The organism is Myxococcus sp. AM011, assembly GCF_013372595.1.
Lineage (GTDB): Bacteria > Myxococcota > Myxococcia > Myxococcales > Myxococcaceae > Myxococcus > Myxococcus eversor.
The window spans coordinates 15803-37189 of record NZ_JABXEM010000045.1 but is presented as its reverse complement, the minus strand read 5'-3'; the positions used below and the strand labels follow the sequence as shown (position 1 = coordinate 37189).

Here is a 21387-nt window from a genome sequence, read left to right as displayed (position 1 = left end):
GCGGGCAGCCCCTCAAGTCCCGGGCCACTGTCGGAATTCGCACGCATCTACGTGGAGTCAGCGCACTTCCTCGCTGACGCACCTGGGAGTGATCCGGTTCGATGGACAGGTTGACTACGCCGCTGCTCTTTCGAACTCGGCCGGCGCAGCGTAGCCGATTGCCGAGTGCAAGCGCTGCTGGTTGTAGAAGACCTCAATGTAGTCGAACAGCTTCACCTTCGCGTCGTTGGCGCTCTCGAAGACTTCTCCCAACTCGTTCTTCAGCGCGCTGAACCAGCTCTCCATGGCCGCGTTGTCGTAGCAGTTGCCCCGTCGGCTCATGCTGCAGACGATGCCGTGCCTCGCCAGAGCGTGCTGGTAGTCCTCACTGGCATATGTGCTTCCCTGGTCCGAGTGGTGCAACAGCCCCTCGGCTGGGCATCGGTGGCGCAGCGCCATGTCCAGCGCCTTGAGCGTCAGGTGCCTGTCGTTCACCGCGCTGAGCGCCCAGCCCACGACGAAGCGCGAATAGAGGTAGACAATGGCCGCCAGGTAGAGCTTGCCTCCGGGGGTGGACAGCTCGGTGGTGCCTCCTACCCAGCGCTCATTCGGACGTTGTGCCGTGAAGCGCCTGTCGAGCAGATTGCCCGCCACGGGGTGCTGGTGCTCGCTCATCGTCGTGCCTCGGTACCGTCGACGCGCCCGCCCGACCAACTGATCCTCGCCCATGAGACGGATGACGCGATTGCGGCCGACGCGCACTCCCTGGTTCCGCAAGGCCCGGTGGATGCGCGGGCTGCCGTAGGTGCACCGCCCTTTCTGGTGAGCTTCGTGCACCAGCACCTTCAGTTGCGCGTCCTCCCGCTGTCGTGCGCTCGCAGGCCTCTGGCTCCACGCGTAGAAGCCCGAACGTGACACCTTCAGCATGCGGCACAGCCTGCTGTCGGAGAAGTAGGCCCGCTCCGCACGGATGAACTCAAACTTCACCCGTTCTCCTTCGCGGTGTAGGCCACCCATTCTTTTAGCAGCGCTCGCTCCATTTCCAGCTCGCGCACCTGCTTGCGTAGCTTCGTGAGTTCCTGCCGCTCCGCGCTCGTCAGCGCCCCGGGCTTGCCCTGGCCCTTGTCTGCTCGGGCTTGGTCCACCCACATCCTCAACGCCGACAGCGTCAAGTCCAAGTCCCTCGCCACTTGGGACGTTGTCTTTCCCTCCTCCACCACCAGCCTCACTGCCCCGGCCTTGAACTCCTCCGTGTAGCTACGCCGGGGGCGTCGTGGCTTCTTTACTTCCCTCATGTCGGACACCGTACCTGCCTCTTCCTTGGTGTCCGCTGAAGCGGATCACGCCCAACAGCCGCCCCATGGGGCGCGAGTCATTCCTTCGCCTCTCCACCCAGAGTGGAGAGGCCGTCTATCCCCAGTGCGCATGCCCCCGAGCCCACGACGTGCCCGCGCTGTCGTATCCCATTGACCCCGCGGGCTCGGTTTTGTGCTCAATGCGAGTGCCTTCGTTGACCGGACTGCCGCTGCAACTGATGCTTCTGTCGTCGCAATCCGAGCGGTGGAGGCCGACTGAGTGGCCAGGCTCATGTGTAATGACGTGCTTGATTGTGTTGGCCGAGGAGTTCGCAAGGTCGGCACGCATCAGCCGCGAGAGCGTGTCTGGACGGGTGGACCCACACCACCTCCCACCCTCGAACGCGAACAGGAAGTGAGGAAGGAATCCCCCTTCGTCCGTTACTTCACGTGGAAAGGCAGAGACGCTTTCCGAAGCCCCCCGCCCTTCCCGGGCGCGGAGGCCTCAATCCACGGAATGAGGGGACAACACCATGAAGCGAGCGTCCATCGTTGTTGCGGCGGTGATGATGTCGGTCGGGTTTTCCAGCACGGCCCTGGCGGCCCCCATCACCGTGAATGGCTACGTCTGCGCGGCGACCTACACCCGGCAACCCAACGCCTTCTATGGTCAGGGCTACGTGTTCGTGCAGGTGAACACCGCGGCGAACTGCACGGGGAGCTTCGTCGGCACCTACTACTACCTGGGCGCGAGCGCCTCGTCCGCCGGCTACCAGTACAGCGAGGCCGAGCGCCTGGGACTGTTCGAGCGCGCCACCCAGGCCGCCACCCAGGGCACGAAGGTCACCCTGTACGTGGAAGGCGCGGGCGTCGGCATCCTCGACACCACCTACCGCGGCAACTGACGGCGGACCGGCTGCCTCGCACCTCTCCGGCGCAAGACAACGCCGGGGTGGCGTGGGCGCGCCCACGTGTCGCTGAGCATCGTGGTCGAGGGACAGGCCCCGTCATCACAAACCGGCGAAGCGGCGCATAGGATGCGCCGCCATGGACTTCCAGGCGCGACTCGAGGCGCTCACGCACCAACTCCGGCCCTGGTCCTCCCTGTGGTCCCGCTCCATCCTCCAGGGCTGGCCCGGGTCCGGCACCGCCTGGCCCGAGGACTGGCTGGCCTATGCCCGGTCGCTCGATGAAGCAGGCGAGCGGCGGCTGGACCAGGGGGAGCTCGTGGGCGCCCCACCTCCGTCCCTGGGCGCGCTCCTGGCCGCGCTCCAGGAACTGACGGCGCTGCCCTGGCACGAGGGCCTTCACGCGCTGACCGTCTCGGAGACGCAGGGCCTCAGCACCAAGAAGACCCACGAACTCGAGCGGGTGCTCGCCCTGCTCGCGCCGAGAACGCGCTTCATCCACCAGGCAGTGGATATCGGCGGCGGCATGGGACACCTCGCCCGCCTCTGTGCGCGGACGTTCGGATGGACCTTCCACAGCATCGACAGAGACGCCGCGTTGCAGGACAAGGGCCGGCGGTGGCTGACGAAGACCCGCTCGCCAGTCGGGGACACCCTGTGTTTCATCCAGGCCTCCGTCGAGGACGGCCTCCAACCACAGCTCGATCCGCTCTTCACCGGCCGGGACCGGGCCTCGATTGGGCTGCACACCTGCGGGCCACTCGCCCTCACGCAGCTCCGCAAGAGTCAGGAGGCGGGCTTCGTCCTGAACGTCGGCTGCTGCTACGACAAACTGGAGACCCCGCGGGATTACCCCGTCTCCCACGTCGGAGGCGCGCATCCCCTGCCCTTCACCCCGCATGCCCTGGCGTTGACGACGCGGGGACGGCCTCACAAGACCGACGCGGAGTTCGCGCGGATGAAGCGGGTGTACGCGTGGCGCTTCGCGTTCGCGCTCCTCACCATGCGGCACTTCCCCGAGCGCGGCTTCGTGAGGGCCGGGGACGCGCCCCGGGCGCTCTATGACGGACGCTTCGCCCACTACGCGCTCGACCGTCTGGAGCGCCTGGGCCTCGAGACCCGCATGACGGATGTCGAGCTGGATGCCTTCGAGGTGTCCGTCCGCGCCGAGACGCGGGACCTCCTGCTCTGCCATCTGCTGAGGGACCGCTTCGCGAGGGCGCTGGAGGTGGTGCTCCTGCTGGATCGCGCGCTCCTCCTGGAGGAGCTGGGCTTCCAGGTCGAGCTCCTCCAGCTCTTCGAACCACGCCTGTCTCCACGAAACCTCGCGCTCATCGCGTCGAGGAGCACTTGAACACGGGCCGCTACCGCCTGATTTGCAGCGTGACGGAGGCGAAATCCTCGATGTTCGGCTCGCCCGGCTGGACGGGCTTGAGCGTGTAACCCACTGCCTTGAGGCGCAGGCCGCCGAGCGCATGCTCATTGACGGATTTGGCGTTGAACCGCCCCTTCGTCGTCGACTTCATCGCCATGCCCGTGCAGTTCTCACAGGTGGGAGAGCGGTACACAATCACCGTGCCCCCCTCGATGTCATTCGTGGCGTTGAGGCGTGACTTCGGCACGGAGATGAACAACCGCTCCTTGGGCTCGGTGCCGGGAATATCCCAGACCGCGCCCAGCGGGAGGTCGCTGGCCAGCTCGGCATTGGTCCCCACCGGGCGGAGGGTGACCGTGGAGGTGGCACCATTGGCGATGGCCGAGGTGACATTGACGAGGTCCTGCTTCTTCGTCCATCCCAGCCAGTGGAGCTGCGGGAGGTTGTAGTTATCCGACGGGAAACTGCCCATGTACGTACTCGCGTCGCCGTATGGGATGTCCTTGCCGCCTGACGGATTTCTCGCGTTGCCGTGCGCGAGACCGAGGACATGCCCGGTCTCGTGGGCGTGGTCCCGGAGCAGGTTGCCATTGAGGTAGATGCTGCGCGCGCCAGCCCTCGAGACGCTACACAGCCCGCTGGGCATCGTATACACGGTCAGGAACGTGTCCGGGCTGGCGTAGCGGACGGCATAGGTCTTCGCCTCCTCGCAGGTGCTGCCCGCCGGCGCCGTCAGGTCCCGCCGGGTAGGGGCCTCCGCCAGGCTTATCTGATTGCGAGAGGCCCCCTGGAAGAAGTCGTACATGGCGAGGACCTGCGCCTCGATGAGGTTCATCGAGGTCGTGCTCCTGCCCGCGACGGAGACGCGGACGATCTTGACGGTGTGCTTCCGGTTGATGTCGACCAGTCTGCCAGTGTTGTTGTGGTTCTTGACGCACGTCGACTCCTCGGGGGCGCAGTCATACCGGTACTCCGATGGCGGCGCCTCCAAGTCCTGAACCCGGAACGAGCGCACCTTGTCGTTCGTGCTGGTGCCGTTGGCGAACTTCGTCACACAGAAGCTCGCGTCGGTCTGGACGGAGACCCCAGTCCCCGTGCAGTCCACACCGGCGAAGAGCCTCACGGCCTTGCCGATCGGCACCTCGACGTAGGAGGCGCCAGCGGTTTGTCCGAGGGCGTAGCAGCCGTTGGCCTCGACCTCCTTGACGATCTGGGAGGCGCCATTGCAGTCCGCGCGCATGCGCACGAGCGGCGGACGGGGGGTGATGAGCTGCTCGCTCAGCGCGGGCCAGTTGGCCGCCGTGCAGTGACCTGACTGCACCTCTTCGAGAAAGAGTCCGTCCTCGAGTTCCCCGTGCTCGTGAGTCCCGCACGTCTCGACCATCTCGCTCCAGTGAGCCCAGTCACAGGTCCCCGCGTTGGCATACGTCTCGACACACGCGAGCGACGCCTCGAGCTCCGGGGAGAGGACCGCCTGACGGGTGGCCGCGACAGACGCCTCGGGGCCGGGCTGCTCGTGGGCTGGCTCGTCCCACGGTTCTCCCTGACACCCTGACACCCATGCTCCGCACAGCATGACGACCGTCATGGCCACCTTCCGCATACGTCTCCCTATCGCGGCCCAAGGCCGCATGACACCACGCGGCATATGCCACGGAGTCACCGTTGTAGTTCGATGAGTTCGACAGCCTGACGGCTGTGCGGACATGGCTGTCTTGCCCGCGAGTCACGCGGCCAGTTTCCATTCCGTCGCAAATGTTCTTACGCGATTTTCGCGGGAATGGCGACAGGGGCGAGGAATTTTCCGCGCGTCGGCTGGCGCTTCCGCCGTGGCGCGCGGTCTCACCGGAATCAATCACAATCAAATGTGACGGAGGCGCGGCGGCGGCGTGCCGCGCCTCCTCGCGACGTCCCGGCTCAGCGCGCCTGGGTGACGCGGTTGTTGCTTCCGGTGTTGCTGACGCGCGGCTTCTTGCCCTTCTCCGGGCCCTGCTGCCAGGTGACGCTGTTGCCGCTGCCCGTCGTCTCGATGCGGCGCACGGTGTGGACGGTGACCTTGTTGTCGCTGCCCGTCACCTCGACGAGCTCGCAGGTCCCCGTCAGGGTGACCTTGTTATCGGAGCCGACAATCTCCACCTTGCCCCCGTCGGCACAGTCGTGCGCCACGGTGCCGTCGGAGTCCACCAGTTCGAGCGAGCCGCTGCGCCGCGACGACGTGTCAGCCTCGTCGTCGTCGTCCCGCGCCACGGCGCCATCGACCTGGACGTCGACGCCGCCGCCACCGCGGACCCGGGTCGTTCCGCCGCGCGTCTCCACGGTGTTGCCCTGCGACTTCACCTTCACGCTGCCGTCCTTGCCGACCTGGACCGACGCGGCCTCGTCCTCATCCTGGGCACTGGCCGTCATCGCCCCCAGGACACATGCGATGACGATGAAAGTCTTCGACCTGATTTGATTTCGCATTGAGATGGCTCCCTTGAGTGACTGGGCGCGCAATATACGCATGGGCAGCTCCCTCCACACGCGCCCCGCCACCGCCGAGCCCCTCGAGGGCCGCCTGCGTGCGTTCCCGAGCAACGCGCCTGCGTCCCGGTGACAAGCACCCGGCCCTCGCCGGGAGCCCCCCGGGTCCAGAGTCCGGGGACTTCCCCTGGTACGTGGCTTGCTCAACGAGGTCCATGGCTCCGACCCACAACAACACCGCCGTGTTCCTGATGGACGGTGAAGAGTACTTCGACAAGTTCCGCGACTGCCTCTACGAGGTCCGTGACGCGCAGGTCGACCCCAAGACGTACGTGCGACTGGGCTGGTGGTGCCTCCAGCACGACACCCTGCTCGACCGCCACGCGGGCAAGAACTTCGGACAGTGCCTGAAGGAGGTGGCGGACCAGGGCCACCCCGTCGACATCTGCCTCTGGCAACCCGATGACGTCACCGTCAAGGGCCTCGAGCTCGCGAATATGTCGGACCACTTCTCCCTGCATACGCTCGCCAAGAACAAGGCCACCCGGTCCCTGCTGCACGACTACCAGCAACGCATCCAGGTGTATCTGGAGAAGCACAGCGGCGTCGGCGTGGGCTACTCGCTCCACCAGAAGATCGCCATCTTCTCCATCGCCGGCACGCTGAAGGTCCTGGTCGGTGGCTTCAACATCGAGCCCGAGTACTGGGACAACATCGACCACTCCCGGCCCTACGGCCACTCGTGCCACGACACGGGCGTGCTCCTCCAGGGCCCTGTCACAATCGACATCGAGGAGGAGTGGCTGCGCCGGTGGAAGAAGCAGATTCCCACCATCCACCTGTTCGGCCCCCCGCATCCCGCGGTCGCCCGCTCCAAGGTCCAGGCCCTCGCGAACGGCCAGGTCATCCAGAACGGGAACGTCACCGTCACCGCGCTGACCACCAACAGCGAGTCGCTATCCAACCAGACACATATCCGCGACAAGCTGGTGGACCTCATCTCCCACGCGAACAAATACATCTACATCGAGAACTTCCAGTTCTTCAATCCAGAGCTCGTGAAGGCGGTGCGCACGCGCATCAAACAGATGGGGGCCAGGCAGCTCAAGGTGGTGCTGGTCATTCCGGATCCCCTCCACGACGCGGACAAGGGCGTCACCTACCTGACGCGCATCACCTACGCGATGATGGCCGTCGAGAGTGGCTACCTGGACGAGAACTGCCTCGCCGTGGAGGTCATCGACGGGGAGGTCACCTACAACAGCGACCAGCGCCAGCAGTTCACGAGGGCCACGTACTCCAAGGATGACTATGTCTGGGAGATAGACGAGCCGTCCGTCTCCCTCAAGGACTGGCCCCAGCAGGACTACCGGCTGGTCCTGACACACAAGAAGACGAGGGCGAGGAAGGAGGTCCGGCTGGACGCCGTCTTGAGGTTCATCCACAAGGGGACGGGCCAGAAGAGCAAGCCCCAGCCCAAGCACGCGGACGTGGCCCCGAAGATACAGGTGTACTTCCCCTACCGTTATGGGGGCTTCGGGAAACAGCCAGAGACCATCTACCTGCACACCAAGCTGATGATCATCGACAGTCAGCACGTGGTGCTGGGGAGCGCCAACTTCGACTGCCGGGCCATGGACTACGACGGCGAGCTGGACGTGCACGTCGACGACGCGGGCTTCGCGAACCACGTCAAGGCGAGGCTCGTCAACCACTACGGCATCCATGGGATGTACGAAGTCCCACGCGCGTGCTGGAACGACTCGGCCGAGGAGCGCCATCAAGCCCAGTGCGTGGGGCTCGCGCGCAGGGAGCCCGAGGACCTCTGGGCCATGTTCGAGGACGTGGGCAGCTCGAAGAAGCTGAAGTTCAACTGGCTCTGACACGGCGGGGCCAGGGGGACGCGAGGCTGGTTGCAAATCGGCGACCAGGCTGTCCGTAGACCCGGGATTGGACCGCCACCGGTCCCGGGTTCCCCTCGCGGCGCAAGCATCCGCACGCCTCGGAGGTACGGCGACCCGAGCCCTTCGTTGGGCAGGCACACTTCACACCTCCCGTGGAGCCCTCCCTACTTCCGAGGTCCAATCTTGACACGCTCTCTTCGCACCTTCGGGCTCATCCTCGCGACCTTGTGTCTCTCGCCGCTGACAGGTTGTGACAAGGACTCCCCCCCCTCCACGCCCGACGCGGGCCGGGACGCGGGCAGCGATGCAGGCCCCGATGCAGGCCCCCATGAGGTCCCCGATTCAGGACCGGACGCGGGCCCCCATGAGGTCCCCGACGCGGGACCGGACGGGGGGACTGATGCTGGCCCCTATGTCTGGGATGGCACCTATGTACCGCTCGAGGAGCATGGGGACCTCGAGGACAACGGAGCCCTGGCCGCCTGCGGCTTCGACCCCCGGAACGTCTCTGCCACCATCTGCAACGAGTTGGGCCGCACTGACCTCTTCGACCTGTCCCAGTGTGACATGCGCTCACTCGGCTCGCTGCCCCAGGAGGGCATCTACCAGGCCGAGCTCCGGGGCGAGCGCGCACTGCCGGATGGCAGCATCCGCATCGTCCCGTCCCTGGCCGGGTTCCAGCTTCGCGACGACGGCCGCACCAGCACCATGTATGACCAGCCCCTGCTCAAGCTCGACATGGAGGGAGACCGCTTCGTCCTGCAGGGCCAGAATTCGCGAACCGGCCTCGTCACCAACCTGACGGGCTGCGAGGCGAAGTCCCCCAACATCATCACCGGCTGCTTCGCCTATTGCCGCCGAGGCCAGTTCACCCTGGGAGGCACCTTCGAGGCCCAGCGCCTCGCCACGCAGGAGGCCGAGCCCGAGTCCTCGGGCGGACTCGAGCTGCTGTCCGAGCACCGTGTCTCCACGGGCCACGCCGTGGACGTCTACGTCGCCAAGGGCCACGCCTACGTCGTCTCCCTTCCCCACCTGGACCAGCCGGGTGGACTCACCGTCTTCGACGTGAGCAACCCGCGCACCCCCTTGCGCACCGCCGCCATCAGCCTGCCCGGGAACAACGTCTGGAATGGCGTGTGGGCCAAGGACAACGCGCTCTACGTCGCGAGCAATGCCTCGGGCGTCATCGTCTACGACATCTCCCAGCCCGCCGAGCCGCTCTTCGTGCGCAGCGTGCCCACGGGCAGCGCGGGAGGCGCGCACACGGTGCTGGTCGACGGCGACTTCCTCTACGCCATGGACTCCACCTCGGGCACCTTCATCTACGACCTCACCCACCCGCTCGACCCGGTGCTGCGCACCGTCATCCCGGGTGGCCCCCACGACTCCTTCGTCCATGAAGGGCGCCTCTACGTCAGCGACTCCTACGACGGCTACGCCATCTTCGACATCAGCGACCTCGACGATGTCAGCGAGCTGGGCCGCTTCGTGCGTCCGGATGGCTTCGCCCACCACAGCGCCGTGGGTACCTTCGGGGGGAAGACCATCGCCTTCGAGGGCGGCGAGTTCAACGCCTCTCACGTGCGCGCGCTCGACGTCACCGACCCGGCGAACATCGTGAAGATTGGCGCCTTCAAGATGCGGCGTATCACGTCCATGCACAATCTCATCCTGCGCGGCAACCTGCTCTACGTCGCGTGGTACCACGACGGCCTGCGGGTGCTGGACGTCTCCAATCCCACCCAGCTTCGCCAGGTGGCGCACCACCACGTCTTCCGCGAGGCGGACCCGGTCCGAGGTGACAGCATCTTCGAGGGCCTCCTCGGCGTGCGAATCCCAGGCGACGGCTACGTCTACACCGCCGAATCCTCTCGTGGGCTCATCATCTTCAACGAGCTGTGAGCTTCCGCCGCCCTCCGCGGGCATGAAGCCTCCCAAACAGACCGCGACGACCCGCGCGGACCCCAGGGCCGCTGGCTCCGTTCATCGAGGCGGAGCTGGCGGAGTCGGGCATCACCTTCACCCCGCCTCCTCCAGCAGCCTCTCAGGGGCCGCGTGCGAGGTGCGCGTGGCCCCGTCCCGTCTCGCGTCAGCTCGCCCGCAGGAAGGCGCTGATGCGCCCCGCCAGCCATTGCCGGAAGGCATCCGTCGTTGGCGGACAATGGCGACAGTCCTTGATGAGCTCCTGGTCGGCGAGGGTCGGAAAGAGCGCCCGCGCGCGCGCGAGCAGCTTCTCTCCCGGAAAGCTCACATCCCCATCACCGGCCAGTACGAGGGTGGGCGCCTTCAACCTCGCGAGTTCCTCCGGCTTCGCGAGCGCGGGGATGCGCATGTCCATGTTGCACGCGCGGACGGCATCGCCGAGGAACGGCGCCCAGTCATCATCCGTGGTCGTGAGCAGGTGTCTGACGAACGCCTTCAGGCGCCGCTCCGACGGGGACATCCGATAGAGCATCATCGGGATGGCCACCTTCGTGAGCCCCTCCCAGTGCGAGCCGTTCACCACTCCCGCGGGGAAGAGCAAGGCGAGCCTGTCGATTCGCTCGGGTGAGATTGCCGCGAGCCGGATGGACACGAAGCCGCCCCAACTCACCCCCACCACATGGGGACGCTGGAGCGACAGTCCGTCAAGAACGTCTCGGAGCCACTCGCCATATTCGTTGTTCGACACCGACGGCCGCACATCCGCGCTCTTCACCGACTGGCCGACGACGTCCACCGCGTGAAGGCGGAATCGCTCCAGCATCGGGGCCAGCTCGTGGAGCACGTGCGCCGAACTCGCGAGCGCGCCGTGGAGCACGACGACCTCGGGGCCGTCTTCGGGCCCGCCCACCAGCACATGCGTGTCACCGATGCGGGTCTTCACCGTCCGGCTCTCGGTGGGCACCCGCAGGCGGCCGCGGAAGTGCTCATGCCACCGGGAAAGGACTGCCTTCGCCTGCTCGCCCTTGAACGCCGATTTCATCCGCCCAGCATCCCATTTTCTTGCCCTGGAACCGGTTTGGACCTTTGCATTCATTCCGAACGGAGAGCACGCCCATGACCCAGACCAATCGACTCGCCTGCGCTTGCGGACAGGTCCATCTCGAAGTGAAGGGCGCGCCCATCGTCAACGCCGAATGCTGCTGCAACAGCTGCCGTGCGGCCGGCGCCCGGATACAGACCCTGCCCTCGGCCCCGACGTTCCTGGAAGCAAGCGGCGCGACGCGCTTCGTCCTCTACCGCAAGGACCGCGTCCGCCTCCTCCAGGGCACCGACCATCTCAAGGAGTTCCACCTCACGCCCGAGGCGAAGACCCGTCGGGTTGTCGCCACCTGCTGCAACACGCCGGTCTTCCTCGAGTTCAAGAACGGCCACTGGCTCAGTCTCTATGGCTGCCTCTGGCCCTCGGGAACCCTGCCCCCGCTCGAGATGCGGACGATGACAGCGGACCTTCCCGCCGGCGTGGTGCTTCCCGAGGATGTCCCGAACGCCCGGCAACAATCGTTCTCATTCTTCGCCAGGCTCTTGAGCGCGTGGGTGGCCATGGGGTTCCGGAGCCCGAAGATTGCCTGCGTCAACGGAGCGCTCCAGGTCTGACACGCCGGGGGCCTGGTGCGCCGTAGCGCAGCCCGTCGATGAGCAGGTCGACCATTCGCTGGGTGTGGCCTGGGCCGACCTCCGCGACGGGAACGCAGAGGTTCGCCACGCCACGCAAGAGCTCGTACGCGTCGACATCGCCGCGAACCTGCCCCTCCGCCGCGGCCGCCGCGAGCAGTGACTGGAGCGCCGGCTCGAGGTGCTGACGGAAATATTCGGGCAGCGACTGGTACGTCGGATCCCGTGCGTTGAGCGACGCGGCGAGCCCTCGCTTGGTGGCAGTCAAGCTCGTGAACCGGTGAAGCCACCTCGTCAGCGCCTCGAACGCCGGATGCTCACGTGCCAGCACCAGGGCCTCGGCCGCGCAGGCATCGATTTCGCGTCGGTACACGGCGGCGATCAGCTCGGCCCGCTGTGGAAAGTGCCGGTACACCGTCGCGATGCCGACGCCTGCCCGACTGGCGACTTCACGAGCGTGGGATGACGCCGGCCCAACTCTCCGTGGCGTGGGTGCTGGCGAAGCAACCGACGCTCGTGCCCGTGGTCGGCGCGCGCACGCGCAAACAACTGCTCGACGTGCTCGGAGCGCTCGAGAAGCCCTTGTCGTCCGAGGACGTGGCCGCCGTCGAGGCGCTGCTCCCCCCGAGGCGATTTCCGGCAGCCGCTATCCCGAGCAGCAGATGAAGCTGCTCGACAGCGAACGCTGAGACCCCTTCCAACGGAGGCGGCCGCGGCTCAGGCGCCGGAGACGCGGTCGATGAGGCGGAGCATCGCGGCGCGATAGGTCGCGGGGTCCTCCCCCGTGCTGATGGCGAGCGCCGCGCGGTCGAAAGCGGCGGACAACAGGCTCGCGAGCGAGGGCACCAGGGCGTCATCTCCCAGCGCGGCGGCGAGCCCCTCCCGCAGCGACCCGGCGGCGTGCCGTTCGTCCAGCGCCACCATCTCCGCATGGCCGAACACCGCCGGCCCATCCACCAGGAGCAGGCGCGTGCGTCCGGGGACGGTCATCCCATCGAGATAGGCGAGGCTCCCCGCCACGAGCGCCTCGCGCGCTCCAAGTCCCGGCGGTGTCGCGGCATCGATGGCGCGGCGCAGTTCGTCGAGCTCCCGCTCCAGGACGGCGCGCAGCAGGGCCTGCTTGTCCGCGAAGTGGTGGTAGAGGGCGCCCCGCGTGACGTCAGCCGCGGCCACCACTTCGGGGGTGGACGTCTGCGCGTACCCCTTCTCCACGAACAACGCCCTGGCCGCCGTCACCAGCGCATGGCGCGTCGAAGCGCTGCGTTCGTCGTTGCTCCTCCGACCCCTGGATTGCATACATACAGTCTGCATGTTACCTGAATGGGGCGCAAGCACTGATATCCCTGGAGGAAAAACCTCGTGAAAATCACCAGTTACTACCCGGTCATCATGACGCATGACGTCACGGGCACGGTGTCGTTCTACACGAAGCACTTCGGCTTCAGCGCGCTCTTCACCAGCGACTGGTACGTCCATCTGCAGTCGACCGAGCACGCGTCCGTCGCGCTGGCCATCCTCGATGGGCGGCACGAGACGGTGCCGGAGGCGGCCCGGGCGAGCGTGGCCGGCCTGGTCCTCAACTTCGAGGTCGAGGACCCGGATGCCGTCTACCGCGACGCACAGGCGGCGGGCCTGCCCATCCACATCCCGCTGCGCGACGAGGCGTTCGGGCAGCGGCACTTCATCACCGCGGACCCCAACGGGGTGCTCATCGACGTCATCAAGCCCATCCCTCCGAGCCCCGAGTTCGCGAAGCAGTACGACGCCCAGGCGCTGCCCAGGTAGACCTTGGACTGGAGGCAGGGCGCTCGCTCGGGCGTCGAAATCGTTGAAGGCAGCCCAACACCTGCATATACAAGTAAAATGTCGCCGCCACTCGATACCCGGCTCCAGTCACCGTGCCTCTGCGAGAACCTTCGTCAGGCTGCCCGCATGGTGACTCGCATGTATGACGACGCCCTGCGTCCGGTGAACCTCCGGACCACGCAATTCTCCGTGCTCTCCTATCTCATCCAGAACGGTGACATGCGGGTGCGTGATTTGTCGGAAGGGTTGCTGCTCGAGGAGACGACGCTGACCCGGAACCTCCGCCCGCTCGAGCAGCATGGGTGGGTGACGCTTCGCGCGGGAACAGACCGGCGCGAGAAGTACGTCTCGGTGACGCGCGCCGGTCGGGCAGTCATCACCAAGGCAGCCCCGCTCTGGGAGAGTGTCCAGGAGCGGCTCCGGCAGCGGGTTTCCGCGACCACCTGGGATGCGGCGTTCCGGTCCCTGCCTGAGATTGCGGCAGGCGCCTCGCCCGTGTGATGGGGGCGGGACGACCGCGGCCCTGTGGGGGCCTCCTTCTTTACGATTTAAAACCTGTAGATACAGGCAATGTGATTCGGAAAGGACGTTGAAGACCATGGCACGGATTCTCATCACGGGGACTTCGAAGGGCTTGGGGCGAGCGACGGCGCTGGAGCTCGTGCGCCGAGGGCACGAGGTCATCGCCACGGCGCGCAAGGTCGAGACGCTGGCGGACCTGCCCGTCGCGAAGCGCCTGGCGCTCGACGTGACGAACGACGAGTCGGTTCGCCGAGCGGTGGCGCAAGCGGGGCCCATCGATGTGCTCATCAACAACGCGGCGGAGATCGCCGTCGGACCGCTCGAGTCCATCCCGTTCGAGGAGGTTCACAGGCTCTACGACATCAACGTCTTCGGCACGCTCCGGATGATTCAGGCCGTCGTGCCGGGGATGCGCGAGCGCCGGTCCGGCACGGTGGTCAACCTCTCGTCCGTCGTCGGGCGCGCCGCGCTTCCGCTGACGGGCATCTACTGTTCGACGAAGTGGGCCATCGAGTCGCTGAGTGAGTCGCTGCGAATCGAACTGGGCCACTTCGGCGTCCGCGTCGTCGTCGTGGAGCCGGGGACCATCGGCACCGGTGCGCTCGATGCGCCGCGCTCCTTCTTCGGTGCCAACGACCCCTACGCGCCGCTCGCGGCTTCGCAGAAGCACGTGCCTCGAGAGGAGATGACACCGCCGGAGACCATCGCGCGCAAGGTGGCCGACGCCGCGGAGAATCCCGAGAAGCAGTTCCGCTGGCCCGCGGGCGCGGACGCCGAAGCGCTCCTCGCCGCCCGCGCGAAGCTGGACGACAAGGCCTTCGATGTCGCGCTCCGCTCGGCGTTCAAGGTCGACTGGTGACCACCGAGGGACAGAACGCGCGCATCGGCGCCTGCGACGACCCACACCTGCCCCTCAGCGACATCCGATGAACCGCACGGGCGCTCATACGCGGAGTGCCCGTGCGCCCCTCCTGGGTGCAATACGCTGGCGCACACCACCCTGGTCCTGGGTACGGCGCTTCGTTAGGGTCCGGGCCTGATGCGCACCCCGCCCAGGCCGCCTTCGGCCCCCCGTCGCACGAAGTCCCCGCTCCTCATCGCCGCCGGCATCGGGATGCTCGGCGTCCTCGGCCTCGGGGCGATGTTTCTTCACGGCGGTCGGAACTTCGCGCGGACCGTTGACGATGTAGGGGGTCTCGCGGAGCTGGCGTTCATCCAGTCACAGCTGCGCCCCCTGGACGCGTGCAGGATTGAGTACGGAGGGCGCCGTGCCGGACGCCAGGTCTTCGGCTCTTCGACTCGGTGAAGGTCTTCTCGTGCGCCGAGCCCAGCGAGGTCGTCGGCGTCGACGTGCCCGTAGAGCGGAGGACGGAGGGCGTCTCCTTCGACATGGCCCGCCGCTCCAGCACGGAGCCGTGGGAGGTCCTGGTCGACAAGGACACGGTGGCGTTCCCCTTGCTCAAGAACGCCCTGGAGCAGCTCACGCCCCTCATCCTCGAGCAGTACCCGCCAGTGCTTCTTCGGCAGCGTGAGCAGAACGCGGAGTACTACCGCGACCTGAAGGCGCGGAGGGAAGCGCAGCAGGCGCGCGAGCAGGGCGCACGCGACTCCTATCCGCGATGAGCAACGGACACAGGGGCCCAGCAGGCCGCGGTCAATGAATCCCGCGCTGCGGGGCATTTCCGGCCACCGAGTGTCCAGAGCAAGACCAGGCCTTACTGGGGGCTGACCGCGCCGCAACAGGTACTGACGGTGCGCTCGGTGCGGGTCCCACCATCATAGCAGTCGTAGACATGCACCCCCACGGCCCCTCCGTTGGCGCAGGCAGCATTGGAGCAATACGTGGTCCGCCAATAGCACTCGCTCAGGGTGGCCAGGTCCTCGGACTGCTGACCTTCGCCCCCTTCATCACTCACAAGAGCATCGCTGCTCACGACGGATGCGGACTCCTGCGCCGTCCAGGACTCCTCGGCGAGCGCGGCAACAGGCATCACACAGAGCGCGAAAGACAACAGCAGCGAAATCGGCTTCCGGGACATGCTCTTCTCCTGGGGATTGTGTGGCTACACGTGGCACTTCTCCTCGGAAGTTCGCCCCGCAAGGAGAAGTCCCTCCATGGCTCTAGCACCAGGATCCCTGGAATGACAATTCAAAATCAGAAAAGCCAGACAATCCAATGACAATGAAAGGTTCGACCCGAAGGGGTGCCACGGCGCGCGGCGTCAGGCATAAGGGCATTCCCGCAGGGCCGACATGACACCATCGCATCTGCCTTTACGATGATAGACGCAGCGCACCGGGGACATCGGCAACAACCGCGATTCGGAATACCGCGGGCCCTGAGTACGACGCCGTCAGGCCTGGCGGCGCCGTCTCGCTTCAGCAGGACTCAGCGCCCGCTGCCCGGCGGGAAGGGGTTGCAGCAAGAGAGGATTTGCTGCGTGCACCGGCCTTGATACACCACCGGGGTCTGGTGGAGTGCTCTGGCTGGAGCGCAGCTCAGTGAGGCCCCAGAGCACCATGAAGCCCCCGGCGCCGCGGGTCAGCACGAACTCCGGTGGAGGGATATCGGCCCTGGAGGTATCGCCGTGACGGATGGGCACGCCCACCACGCCGGCCTCGTACGCCACCGTCCAGTAGTCGAGCCGCCCTGATGCGCCGGGCCGCTGGAACCCGATGACGGCCCGGGTCGAGTCGATGGCCACGCGGGGCCGCCAGGCGTTGCGCGCGATGCGGACCGGCGCGTCCCAGCGGACGCCGTCGAACTCGGAGAGGAAGACGTTCCACTCGCCTGCCTCGAACTGCTCCCACACCGCGGCGCCGCGGCCGTCGGACTCGAAGGTCGCCGACGAGCTGCGCACGCGGCCCACCAGGGCCGGCGCCACCAGCTGCCGGGCCGCCTCCTCATGAAGCTTGACGCTCGGCCGCCAGCCCTGGGCCGTGAGCGCGGTGCCCCAGGTTTCGTAGGTGCTCGCGAATGACGCGGCAGCGGGAAGTCGCACGCACGCCAGTCGTTTGTCGCATCTCTCGTCGCTCAAGAAGCCGGTGCCCGCCGCCTCCGGAGTCGCGAAGACACGAGCCCGCTGGCGGGGACCGGACAACCCAGCAGGAGGTCACGTCCGCGGCGAAAGCGCGGGTGATGTGCGAGGCCACCGTCGCGGGCACGCTCGCGGAACACGGACACACTGCAAACGACGAACGCGGCCTCCTGCGCGCGGCCGCGACTGCCCTTGGTGGTTGGCTTTGCAGGCCTTGCCCCCTGGTCGCGGAGGCGTACACTCACGCAAGGAATTTCCAACCCGAGGAACCAAGATGCCCTGTGTGCGCTGCGGAAAGAAGAACCAGATCACCGTCAAAGCGGCATGTGTCACGGAGGAGTGCGAGCTCTTCGGGGAGGAAATCGAGCTGCACAAGATGCACTTGATGAAACCGACGGACAAGGACGGAGATTGCACGAAGTGCGGCAAGCGCCTGGTCTCCCCGGAAGCGCGGGAGAAGGAGGTGATTTCCCTCCTCACCTTCTCCAAGCCCGATACGCTCTTTGGTTTGTTCAAGGAGAGGTATGTCTCGAGAATCGCCTGCTGCCATGGCTGTCTGGGAGCGAATGAAATGGGTCTGGACGAGGAGAACCGGCTCCAGCGGCTCGGCACCAAGAATCGGCTCTGCCTCACGGCACTGACGTCGGTGCTCGAATCAGGGTTTCACGAACCTGGCCCAGTAGGAGAGACCATCGACGGCCCCATGGAGCGCATGCGGGCCCACTGCGTCATCTCGAACCACGCCCTGGAATGGTACTTCCCCTCCATCGTCATCTCCTTCTGCAAGCTGGCCAACCCCAGGCGCTACGGAATCACCGAGCCCGGCACCTATTTCTTCAGGGCCGCGATGGATGTGGTGGAGCGAATCTGGGAGGCGGCGGCTGGGAAGTCCGGCCGCGCGCTCTACGATGCCGTCACCTCCGGGCTGGCCAAGGACCTGGAAGACAACCAGGACTTTCCGGCCAAGCTCAATGCCATCCTCGCCGCGATGCGCTCGTCGCTCGCCGACAAGGTGACGCCCTCGCACCGCAACGAGGATGACCCGAAGGTCCTCGGCACGCTCCCTCCCGAGCACGGGGGTGGCAAATCCCTGGCGACCACGACCATGGATGACAAGATAGAGTCCTTCAATGACTCCGGAGGCATGGAAAACCTTTTCACCGCGCTGGGCCAATACCGCTCCCCCGTCTTCATGGCGGGCAATCAATGCAAACCGTGTGAAGACAGTCAGGGAGAGGACGGGCTCATCCAGCGTCACCTCGATCTGGACCTGGCGGGCGCGAGCATGAAGCACCTCATCACCGCGTACCACGGGCAGGGAGGCGCCTTCGCCTTGACCGTGGACTACTTGCGGCCCTGCCTCGACCAGATGGGCAAGAAGCTCGTGGCGGCGAACAAGGACGCGGCGGGATTCCGCAACAAGCGGCTGAATCGCTGGCTGAACATCGTGCTCTCCAAGGAGAACTGGCCTGTCTTCAGCCTCTACGCGACCACCTGCCTGATTGAGGCCAGCCTCGGCGTCTCGCCGTTCCGTCCGTCCGGCGCCATGCGGGTCAAGGTGGATGCGAATCCCTGCCCCATCGTCCACCGCTGAGCGCCTCGCGCTGTCCGTCGAACAGGCCTGGACTGGCCCTCGCGTTGCAGTCCCTGCGTTCCGAGGGGGCACCCAGAAAATCGTCAACGCCCAGCTCGCCTTCGACGACTCGCCCACGGGCCACCGCGTCGCGCAGAACGCCATGTGGTCCCACGTCCTGCGAGTCACCGATGGCCTCATCCGACTCCTGAAGGCCACCGAGGACGCGCGCCATCCCGGCTCGTCCCTGTGGCAGCGCAGCCTCATCTACTTCGCCACCGACTTCGGCCGGGAGAAGCACCGCCCCACTGCGGGCACCACCGCCTTCGGAACAGGGCACCACCTCAACAACGGCGTGGTGCTCGTCTCCCCTCGCCTCAAGGGCAACCGCGTCTACGGTGGCGTGGACCCGAGCACCTGTCTGACCTACGGCTTCGACCGCGTGAGCGGCGCGCCCGCGCCCGGGACGGTGATGGGAGAGCGCGACGTCTACAGCGCCATCTGCGGAGCGCTTCCCGGAGGTGTTCAACCTGGGGGTGGCCACGTTGAGGGCCGCGCTGTTTCCCTTGCCGGCCCCCGGCACAACTCGGGGCCGCTCATCGTGGGCGCGGTGCTGCTGCCCGCGCTCCTCCTCGCGACGTTCTGGGGACGGCGGGAGGCGCGGGCCCTTCGGGCCTATCTCATCGCGACGAACATGCTCCTCCTCGCGCTGGTTCCCATCATGAGTGGGTGGAGCGGGCTCGACGTGAGGGGCTTCGAGGGGTTGATGCAGCGGCTCTTCGCCCTGGCCATCTATCCACCCATCGGCGTGGGCGCGTGGTTCCTCGCGAAGCAGGTCCGGGAGGTCGCGTCCGGCTCGGTGTTGTCGGAGTAGCATCGGCCCATCGCGCGAAACCGTGGGAATGTCGCCGTGCTCCCCGAGCGCGCCCCCGGCTACCACGTACTGGGGAAGGCGACGCCTTCGACGTCAGCGACTGCGTCTGTCGGGCGGTCGCATGCAGTCCAGTCTTCGGAGGTGAGCACGCGCGCGCCTGGCGGAGATGACTCTCGCGAGGAAGCCCACGGAATTCCTGAAATACAGCTTCAAGTCCTCCACCTGAGATGCTGGAGTGCCGGGTCGCAGGGCCCGGCATGAGTCCGCCGCGACTGGCCGGGCATCACCCGTTGTCGTGGGGGACGAACGTCATGCGCAAGCAATCGATTCTTCGTGTGGTGGCAGGGAGTGCCTCGCTGTGTCTGGGAGGCTGGAGTGAAGCGGCATGGGCCGGTGGGCCCGCGCAGGGCTCCGTGGGAATGCTCGTGGAGCCAGCCACTGGCGCCCCGCGTCCCCGGACGCTGGACGAAGCGCTGCTCGAGGTGGAGCGCGAGGCGCCGGGCTTCGGCGGCATGTATCACGATGAGAAGGGGCGGCTCGTGGTGCGCCTGGTGAATGCCACCGCGGCACCGGCCGCGCGCCGTGCCATCGCCTCCGTGTTCGGCGAGGACAAGCTTCCCTCGGCGGGCGTGGTGACGGAGCCCGCCACGTGGACTTTCTCCCAGCTCAAGGCGCTGCAGGAGAGGCTCACGCCGGAGGTGCTCGCGCTTCCGGGCACCGTCTTCACGGACGTGGACGAGAAGTCGAACCGGGTGGCCATCGGCGTCGAGCGCTCCGAGGCGCGGGGCGCCATCGAGCGGACCCTCTCCCGCCTGTCGTTGGCCCGGGACGCGGTGGACATCGTCGAGCTGGGGCCCATCAACCCCGCCACCGTGCAGAGCGGATGGACGCCGGTGGGAGGCGGACTGCAGATAGAGACGCCGGGCAAGTACTGCACGCTCGGCTTCCCAGCGCTCCAGGGCGGGACGCTGGGCTTCGTGACCAACTCGCACTGCACCACGGTCCAGGGCGGGGTGGAGTCGACGCCCGCGTATCAGGCGGTGGCGCCGTGGCAGGTGGGGACGGAGACGACCGACCCCGGCTACGCCAGTGGAGGAAGCTGCCCGGCGGGGCGCGTCTGCCGCTCCAGCGACAGCGCCTTCTTCCGCGCGGACGCCCCCATTGGCACCTACGTCGTCCAGACGCCGGGAGCGTTCAACCTGAACATCTCCTCCTGGTGGGATGTGACGGGAAAGGTGCCGTACCCCTCGCAGGGGCAGGTGGTGTTCAAGACGGGCCGCACCACGGGCACCACCAACGGCACCATCGAATGGGCGTGCGCCACGGTGAACTCGGGTGGGACGCCACAGACATACTACTGCAACTACATCGCGACCAGCGCCACGCAGAACGGCGCCGGCGGTGACAGTGGCTCTCCCGTGTACTTCCTCACCGGCAACGGGGTGACGCTGACGGGCCTGATGTGGGGCGCGGGCTCCAACCCGTGGAACTTCGCCTTCTCGCCCCTGGGCGGCGTGCAGGCCGAGCTGGGCGTCGTCCCGTATTGCCAGGGCGGCGTGGGCTGCTGAGCGCATCGCGCCCCCGGAAAGGACCTGGGAGGGCGAGGAGGAGCGCCCACCCAGGCCACTTTCGCCGGCGGCCCGGCTTTCAGGCGTCGCGCGTCTGCATCCAGTGCGCGACGGCGATGACGACCGGGAACCCCAGCTCCGGGATGAGATAGCCGAGCCACAAGCCCGTCGGCTCGGGCAGACCCACCTTGCCCATGGACACCAGCCTGCCCACCGCCGCCATGAGAATGGAAAAGGCGATGAGGTAGACCAGCGTCCCCTGCTGGCGAATCGTGCGGCCCGCCCACAGACAGATGACGCCCATGGACAGATAGATGCCGCCCATGAAGCGATGAAGGTTGTCCAGGCGGGGCGTCGTCTCCGGCTGCCCCATGAGCAGTTGGACAGAGCCTCCGAACAGCGCGATGGCGGCCACCAGGAAGAGACAGACCTGCACGATTCGTTGCGGTGCTCGCATGAGGGTTCTCGCTAGGAAGGTACCGCCA

The 21387-nt window shown here is 66.8% G+C and carries 23 protein-coding genes; 13 read left to right on the top strand and 10 right to left on the bottom strand.

From position 1 onward, the window contains the following. Positions 1–114: 114 nt before the first annotated feature. Together HUW62_RS12280 and HUW62_RS49645 are read right to left on the bottom strand one after the other, a co-directional pair. A protein-coding gene (locus HUW62_RS12280) for an IS3 family transposase (RefSeq protein ID WP_176434540.1) occupies positions 115–1274 on the bottom strand; the annotation gives its coding sequence in 2 pieces (ribosomal slippage) (positions 115–995 and positions 995–1274; 1161 coding nt in all). Between the two features lie 115 nt (positions 1275–1389). Next, on the bottom strand, positions 1390–1623 hold the full coding sequence (locus HUW62_RS49645) for a M57 family metalloprotease (RefSeq protein WP_163861655.1): 234 nt from the start codon (positions 1621–1623) through the stop codon (positions 1390–1392). A gap of 184 nt (positions 1624–1807) precedes the next feature. On the opposite strand from HUW62_RS49645, the gene HUW62_RS12270 reads away from it, so the two are divergent. Together HUW62_RS12270 and HUW62_RS12265 are read left to right on the top strand one after the other, a co-directional pair. Further along, positions 1808–2179, top strand: a complete 372-nt coding sequence (locus HUW62_RS12270) for a hypothetical protein (protein ID WP_163861652.1) — start codon at positions 1808–1810, stop codon at positions 2177–2179. A gap of 142 nt (positions 2180–2321) precedes the next feature. Then, positions 2322–3536 carry a methyltransferase gene (locus HUW62_RS12265; RefSeq protein ID WP_176434539.1) on the top strand — a complete coding sequence of 405 codons (1215 nt, stop codon included), beginning with the start codon at positions 2322–2324 and terminating at the stop codon, positions 3534–3536. Between the two features lie 10 nt (positions 3537–3546). On the opposite strand, the gene HUW62_RS12260 is transcribed toward HUW62_RS12265, so the two are convergent. Both HUW62_RS12260 and HUW62_RS12255 read right to left on the bottom strand, forming a co-directional pair. Continuing rightward, entirely contained in the window at positions 3547–5145 is a 1599-nt protein-coding gene (locus HUW62_RS12260) for a hypothetical protein (protein ID WP_255203390.1), read from the bottom strand. Between the two features lie 329 nt (positions 5146–5474). Beyond that, positions 5475–6020, bottom strand: a complete 546-nt coding sequence (locus HUW62_RS12255) for a DUF3060 domain-containing protein (protein WP_176434538.1) — start codon at positions 6018–6020, stop codon at positions 5475–5477. 215 nt (positions 6021–6235) lie between these two features. On the opposite strand from HUW62_RS12255, the gene HUW62_RS12250 reads away from it, so the two are divergent. Together HUW62_RS12250 and HUW62_RS12245 are read left to right on the top strand one after the other, a co-directional pair. Further along, a complete protein-coding gene (locus tag HUW62_RS12250; RefSeq protein ID WP_176434537.1) occupies positions 6236–7903 on the top strand; it encodes a phosphatidylserine/phosphatidylglycerophosphate/cardiolipin synthase family protein in 1668 nt (555 codons plus the stop codon). 204 nt (positions 7904–8107) lie between these two features. After that, positions 8108–9826 carry an LVIVD repeat-containing protein gene (locus HUW62_RS12245; protein WP_176434536.1) on the top strand — a complete coding sequence of 573 codons (1719 nt, stop codon included), beginning with the start codon at positions 8108–8110 and terminating at the stop codon, positions 9824–9826. A gap of 187 nt (positions 9827–10013) precedes the next feature. Here the strand turns inward: HUW62_RS12245 and HUW62_RS12240 are convergent, their stop codons facing one another. Beyond that, on the bottom strand, positions 10014–10889 hold the full coding sequence (locus tag HUW62_RS12240; protein WP_176434535.1) for an alpha/beta fold hydrolase: 876 nt from the start codon (positions 10887–10889) through the stop codon (positions 10014–10016). Positions 10890–10963: 74 nt separating this feature from the next. On the opposite strand from HUW62_RS12240, the gene HUW62_RS12235 reads away from it, so the two are divergent. Further along, a complete protein-coding gene (locus HUW62_RS12235; RefSeq protein WP_176434534.1) occupies positions 10964–11503 on the top strand; it encodes a GFA family protein in 540 nt (179 codons plus the stop codon). Here the strand turns inward: HUW62_RS12235 and HUW62_RS12230 are convergent. Next, positions 11481–11852 (bottom strand): TetR family transcriptional regulator, encoded by a 372-nt coding sequence (locus HUW62_RS12230; RefSeq protein WP_368670393.1) that lies wholly within the window; start codon positions 11850–11852, stop codon positions 11481–11483. The genes HUW62_RS12235 and HUW62_RS12230 overlap by 23 nt on opposite strands. Positions 11853–11983: 131 nt before the next feature. Between HUW62_RS12230 and HUW62_RS12225 the strand changes: the two genes are divergently transcribed. After that, positions 11984–12187 (top strand): aldo/keto reductase, encoded by a 204-nt coding sequence (locus HUW62_RS12225; protein ID WP_255203389.1) that lies wholly within the window; start codon positions 11984–11986, stop codon positions 12185–12187. Positions 12188–12238: 51 nt separating this feature from the next. On the opposite strand, the gene HUW62_RS12220 is transcribed toward HUW62_RS12225, so the two are convergent. Further along, the gene (locus tag HUW62_RS12220) at positions 12239–12817 is read right to left on the bottom strand and encodes a TetR/AcrR family transcriptional regulator (RefSeq protein WP_176434533.1); all 579 of its coding nucleotides are present in this window, start codon (positions 12815–12817) and stop codon (positions 12239–12241) included. A 63-nt stretch (positions 12818–12880) separates the two neighbouring features. On the opposite strand from HUW62_RS12220, the gene HUW62_RS12215 reads away from it, so the two are divergent. From HUW62_RS12215 to HUW62_RS12200, 4 genes are all read left to right on the top strand, one after another. After that, complete coding sequence (locus HUW62_RS12215; RefSeq protein ID WP_176434532.1) at positions 12881–13306, top strand: VOC family protein; 426 nt, start codon at positions 12881–12883, stop codon at positions 13304–13306. A 159-nt stretch (positions 13307–13465) separates the two neighbouring features. Further along, positions 13466–13828: a MarR family winged helix-turn-helix transcriptional regulator gene (locus HUW62_RS12210; RefSeq protein ID WP_176434531.1), complete on the top strand. Its 363-nt coding sequence runs from the start codon at positions 13466–13468 to the stop codon at positions 13826–13828. 97 nt (positions 13829–13925) lie between these two features. Then, entirely contained in the window at positions 13926–14708 is a 783-nt protein-coding gene (locus tag HUW62_RS12205) for an SDR family oxidoreductase (protein WP_176434530.1), read from the top strand. 443 nt (positions 14709–15151) lie between these two features. Next, complete coding sequence (locus tag HUW62_RS12200; protein ID WP_176434529.1) at positions 15152–15472, top strand: hypothetical protein; 321 nt, start codon at positions 15152–15154, stop codon at positions 15470–15472. Between the two features lie 92 nt (positions 15473–15564). Here the strand turns inward: HUW62_RS12200 and HUW62_RS12195 are convergent, their stop codons facing one another. After that, the gene (locus HUW62_RS12195; RefSeq protein ID WP_176434528.1) at positions 15565–15888 is read right to left on the bottom strand and encodes a hypothetical protein; all 324 of its coding nucleotides are present in this window, start codon (positions 15886–15888) and stop codon (positions 15565–15567) included. Positions 15889–16203: 315 nt separating this feature from the next. After that, positions 16204–16851: a hypothetical protein gene (locus HUW62_RS12190; protein ID WP_176434527.1), complete on the bottom strand. Its 648-nt coding sequence runs from the start codon at positions 16849–16851 to the stop codon at positions 16204–16206. Positions 16852–17161: 310 nt separating this feature from the next. On the opposite strand from HUW62_RS12190, the gene HUW62_RS12185 reads away from it, so the two are divergent. From HUW62_RS12185 to HUW62_RS12175, 3 genes are all read left to right on the top strand, one after another. Further along, positions 17162–18481 (top strand): hypothetical protein, encoded by a 1320-nt coding sequence (locus HUW62_RS12185; RefSeq protein ID WP_176434526.1) that lies wholly within the window; start codon positions 17162–17164, stop codon positions 18479–18481. Then, entirely contained in the window at positions 18450–19334 is an 885-nt protein-coding gene (locus HUW62_RS12180) for a hypothetical protein (RefSeq protein ID WP_176434525.1), read from the top strand. Before HUW62_RS12185 ends, HUW62_RS12180 begins: the two co-directional genes overlap by 32 nt. Positions 19335–19645: 311 nt before the next feature. Beyond that, positions 19646–20902, top strand: a complete 1257-nt coding sequence (locus HUW62_RS12175) for a hypothetical protein (RefSeq protein ID WP_176434524.1) — start codon at positions 19646–19648, stop codon at positions 20900–20902. A gap of 79 nt (positions 20903–20981) precedes the next feature. Here HUW62_RS12175 and HUW62_RS12170 read toward each other — a convergent pair whose 3' ends face one another. Continuing rightward, entirely contained in the window at positions 20982–21359 is a 378-nt protein-coding gene (locus tag HUW62_RS12170) for a DUF4345 domain-containing protein (protein ID WP_163861602.1), read from the bottom strand. Positions 21360–21387 lie beyond the last annotated feature (28 nt).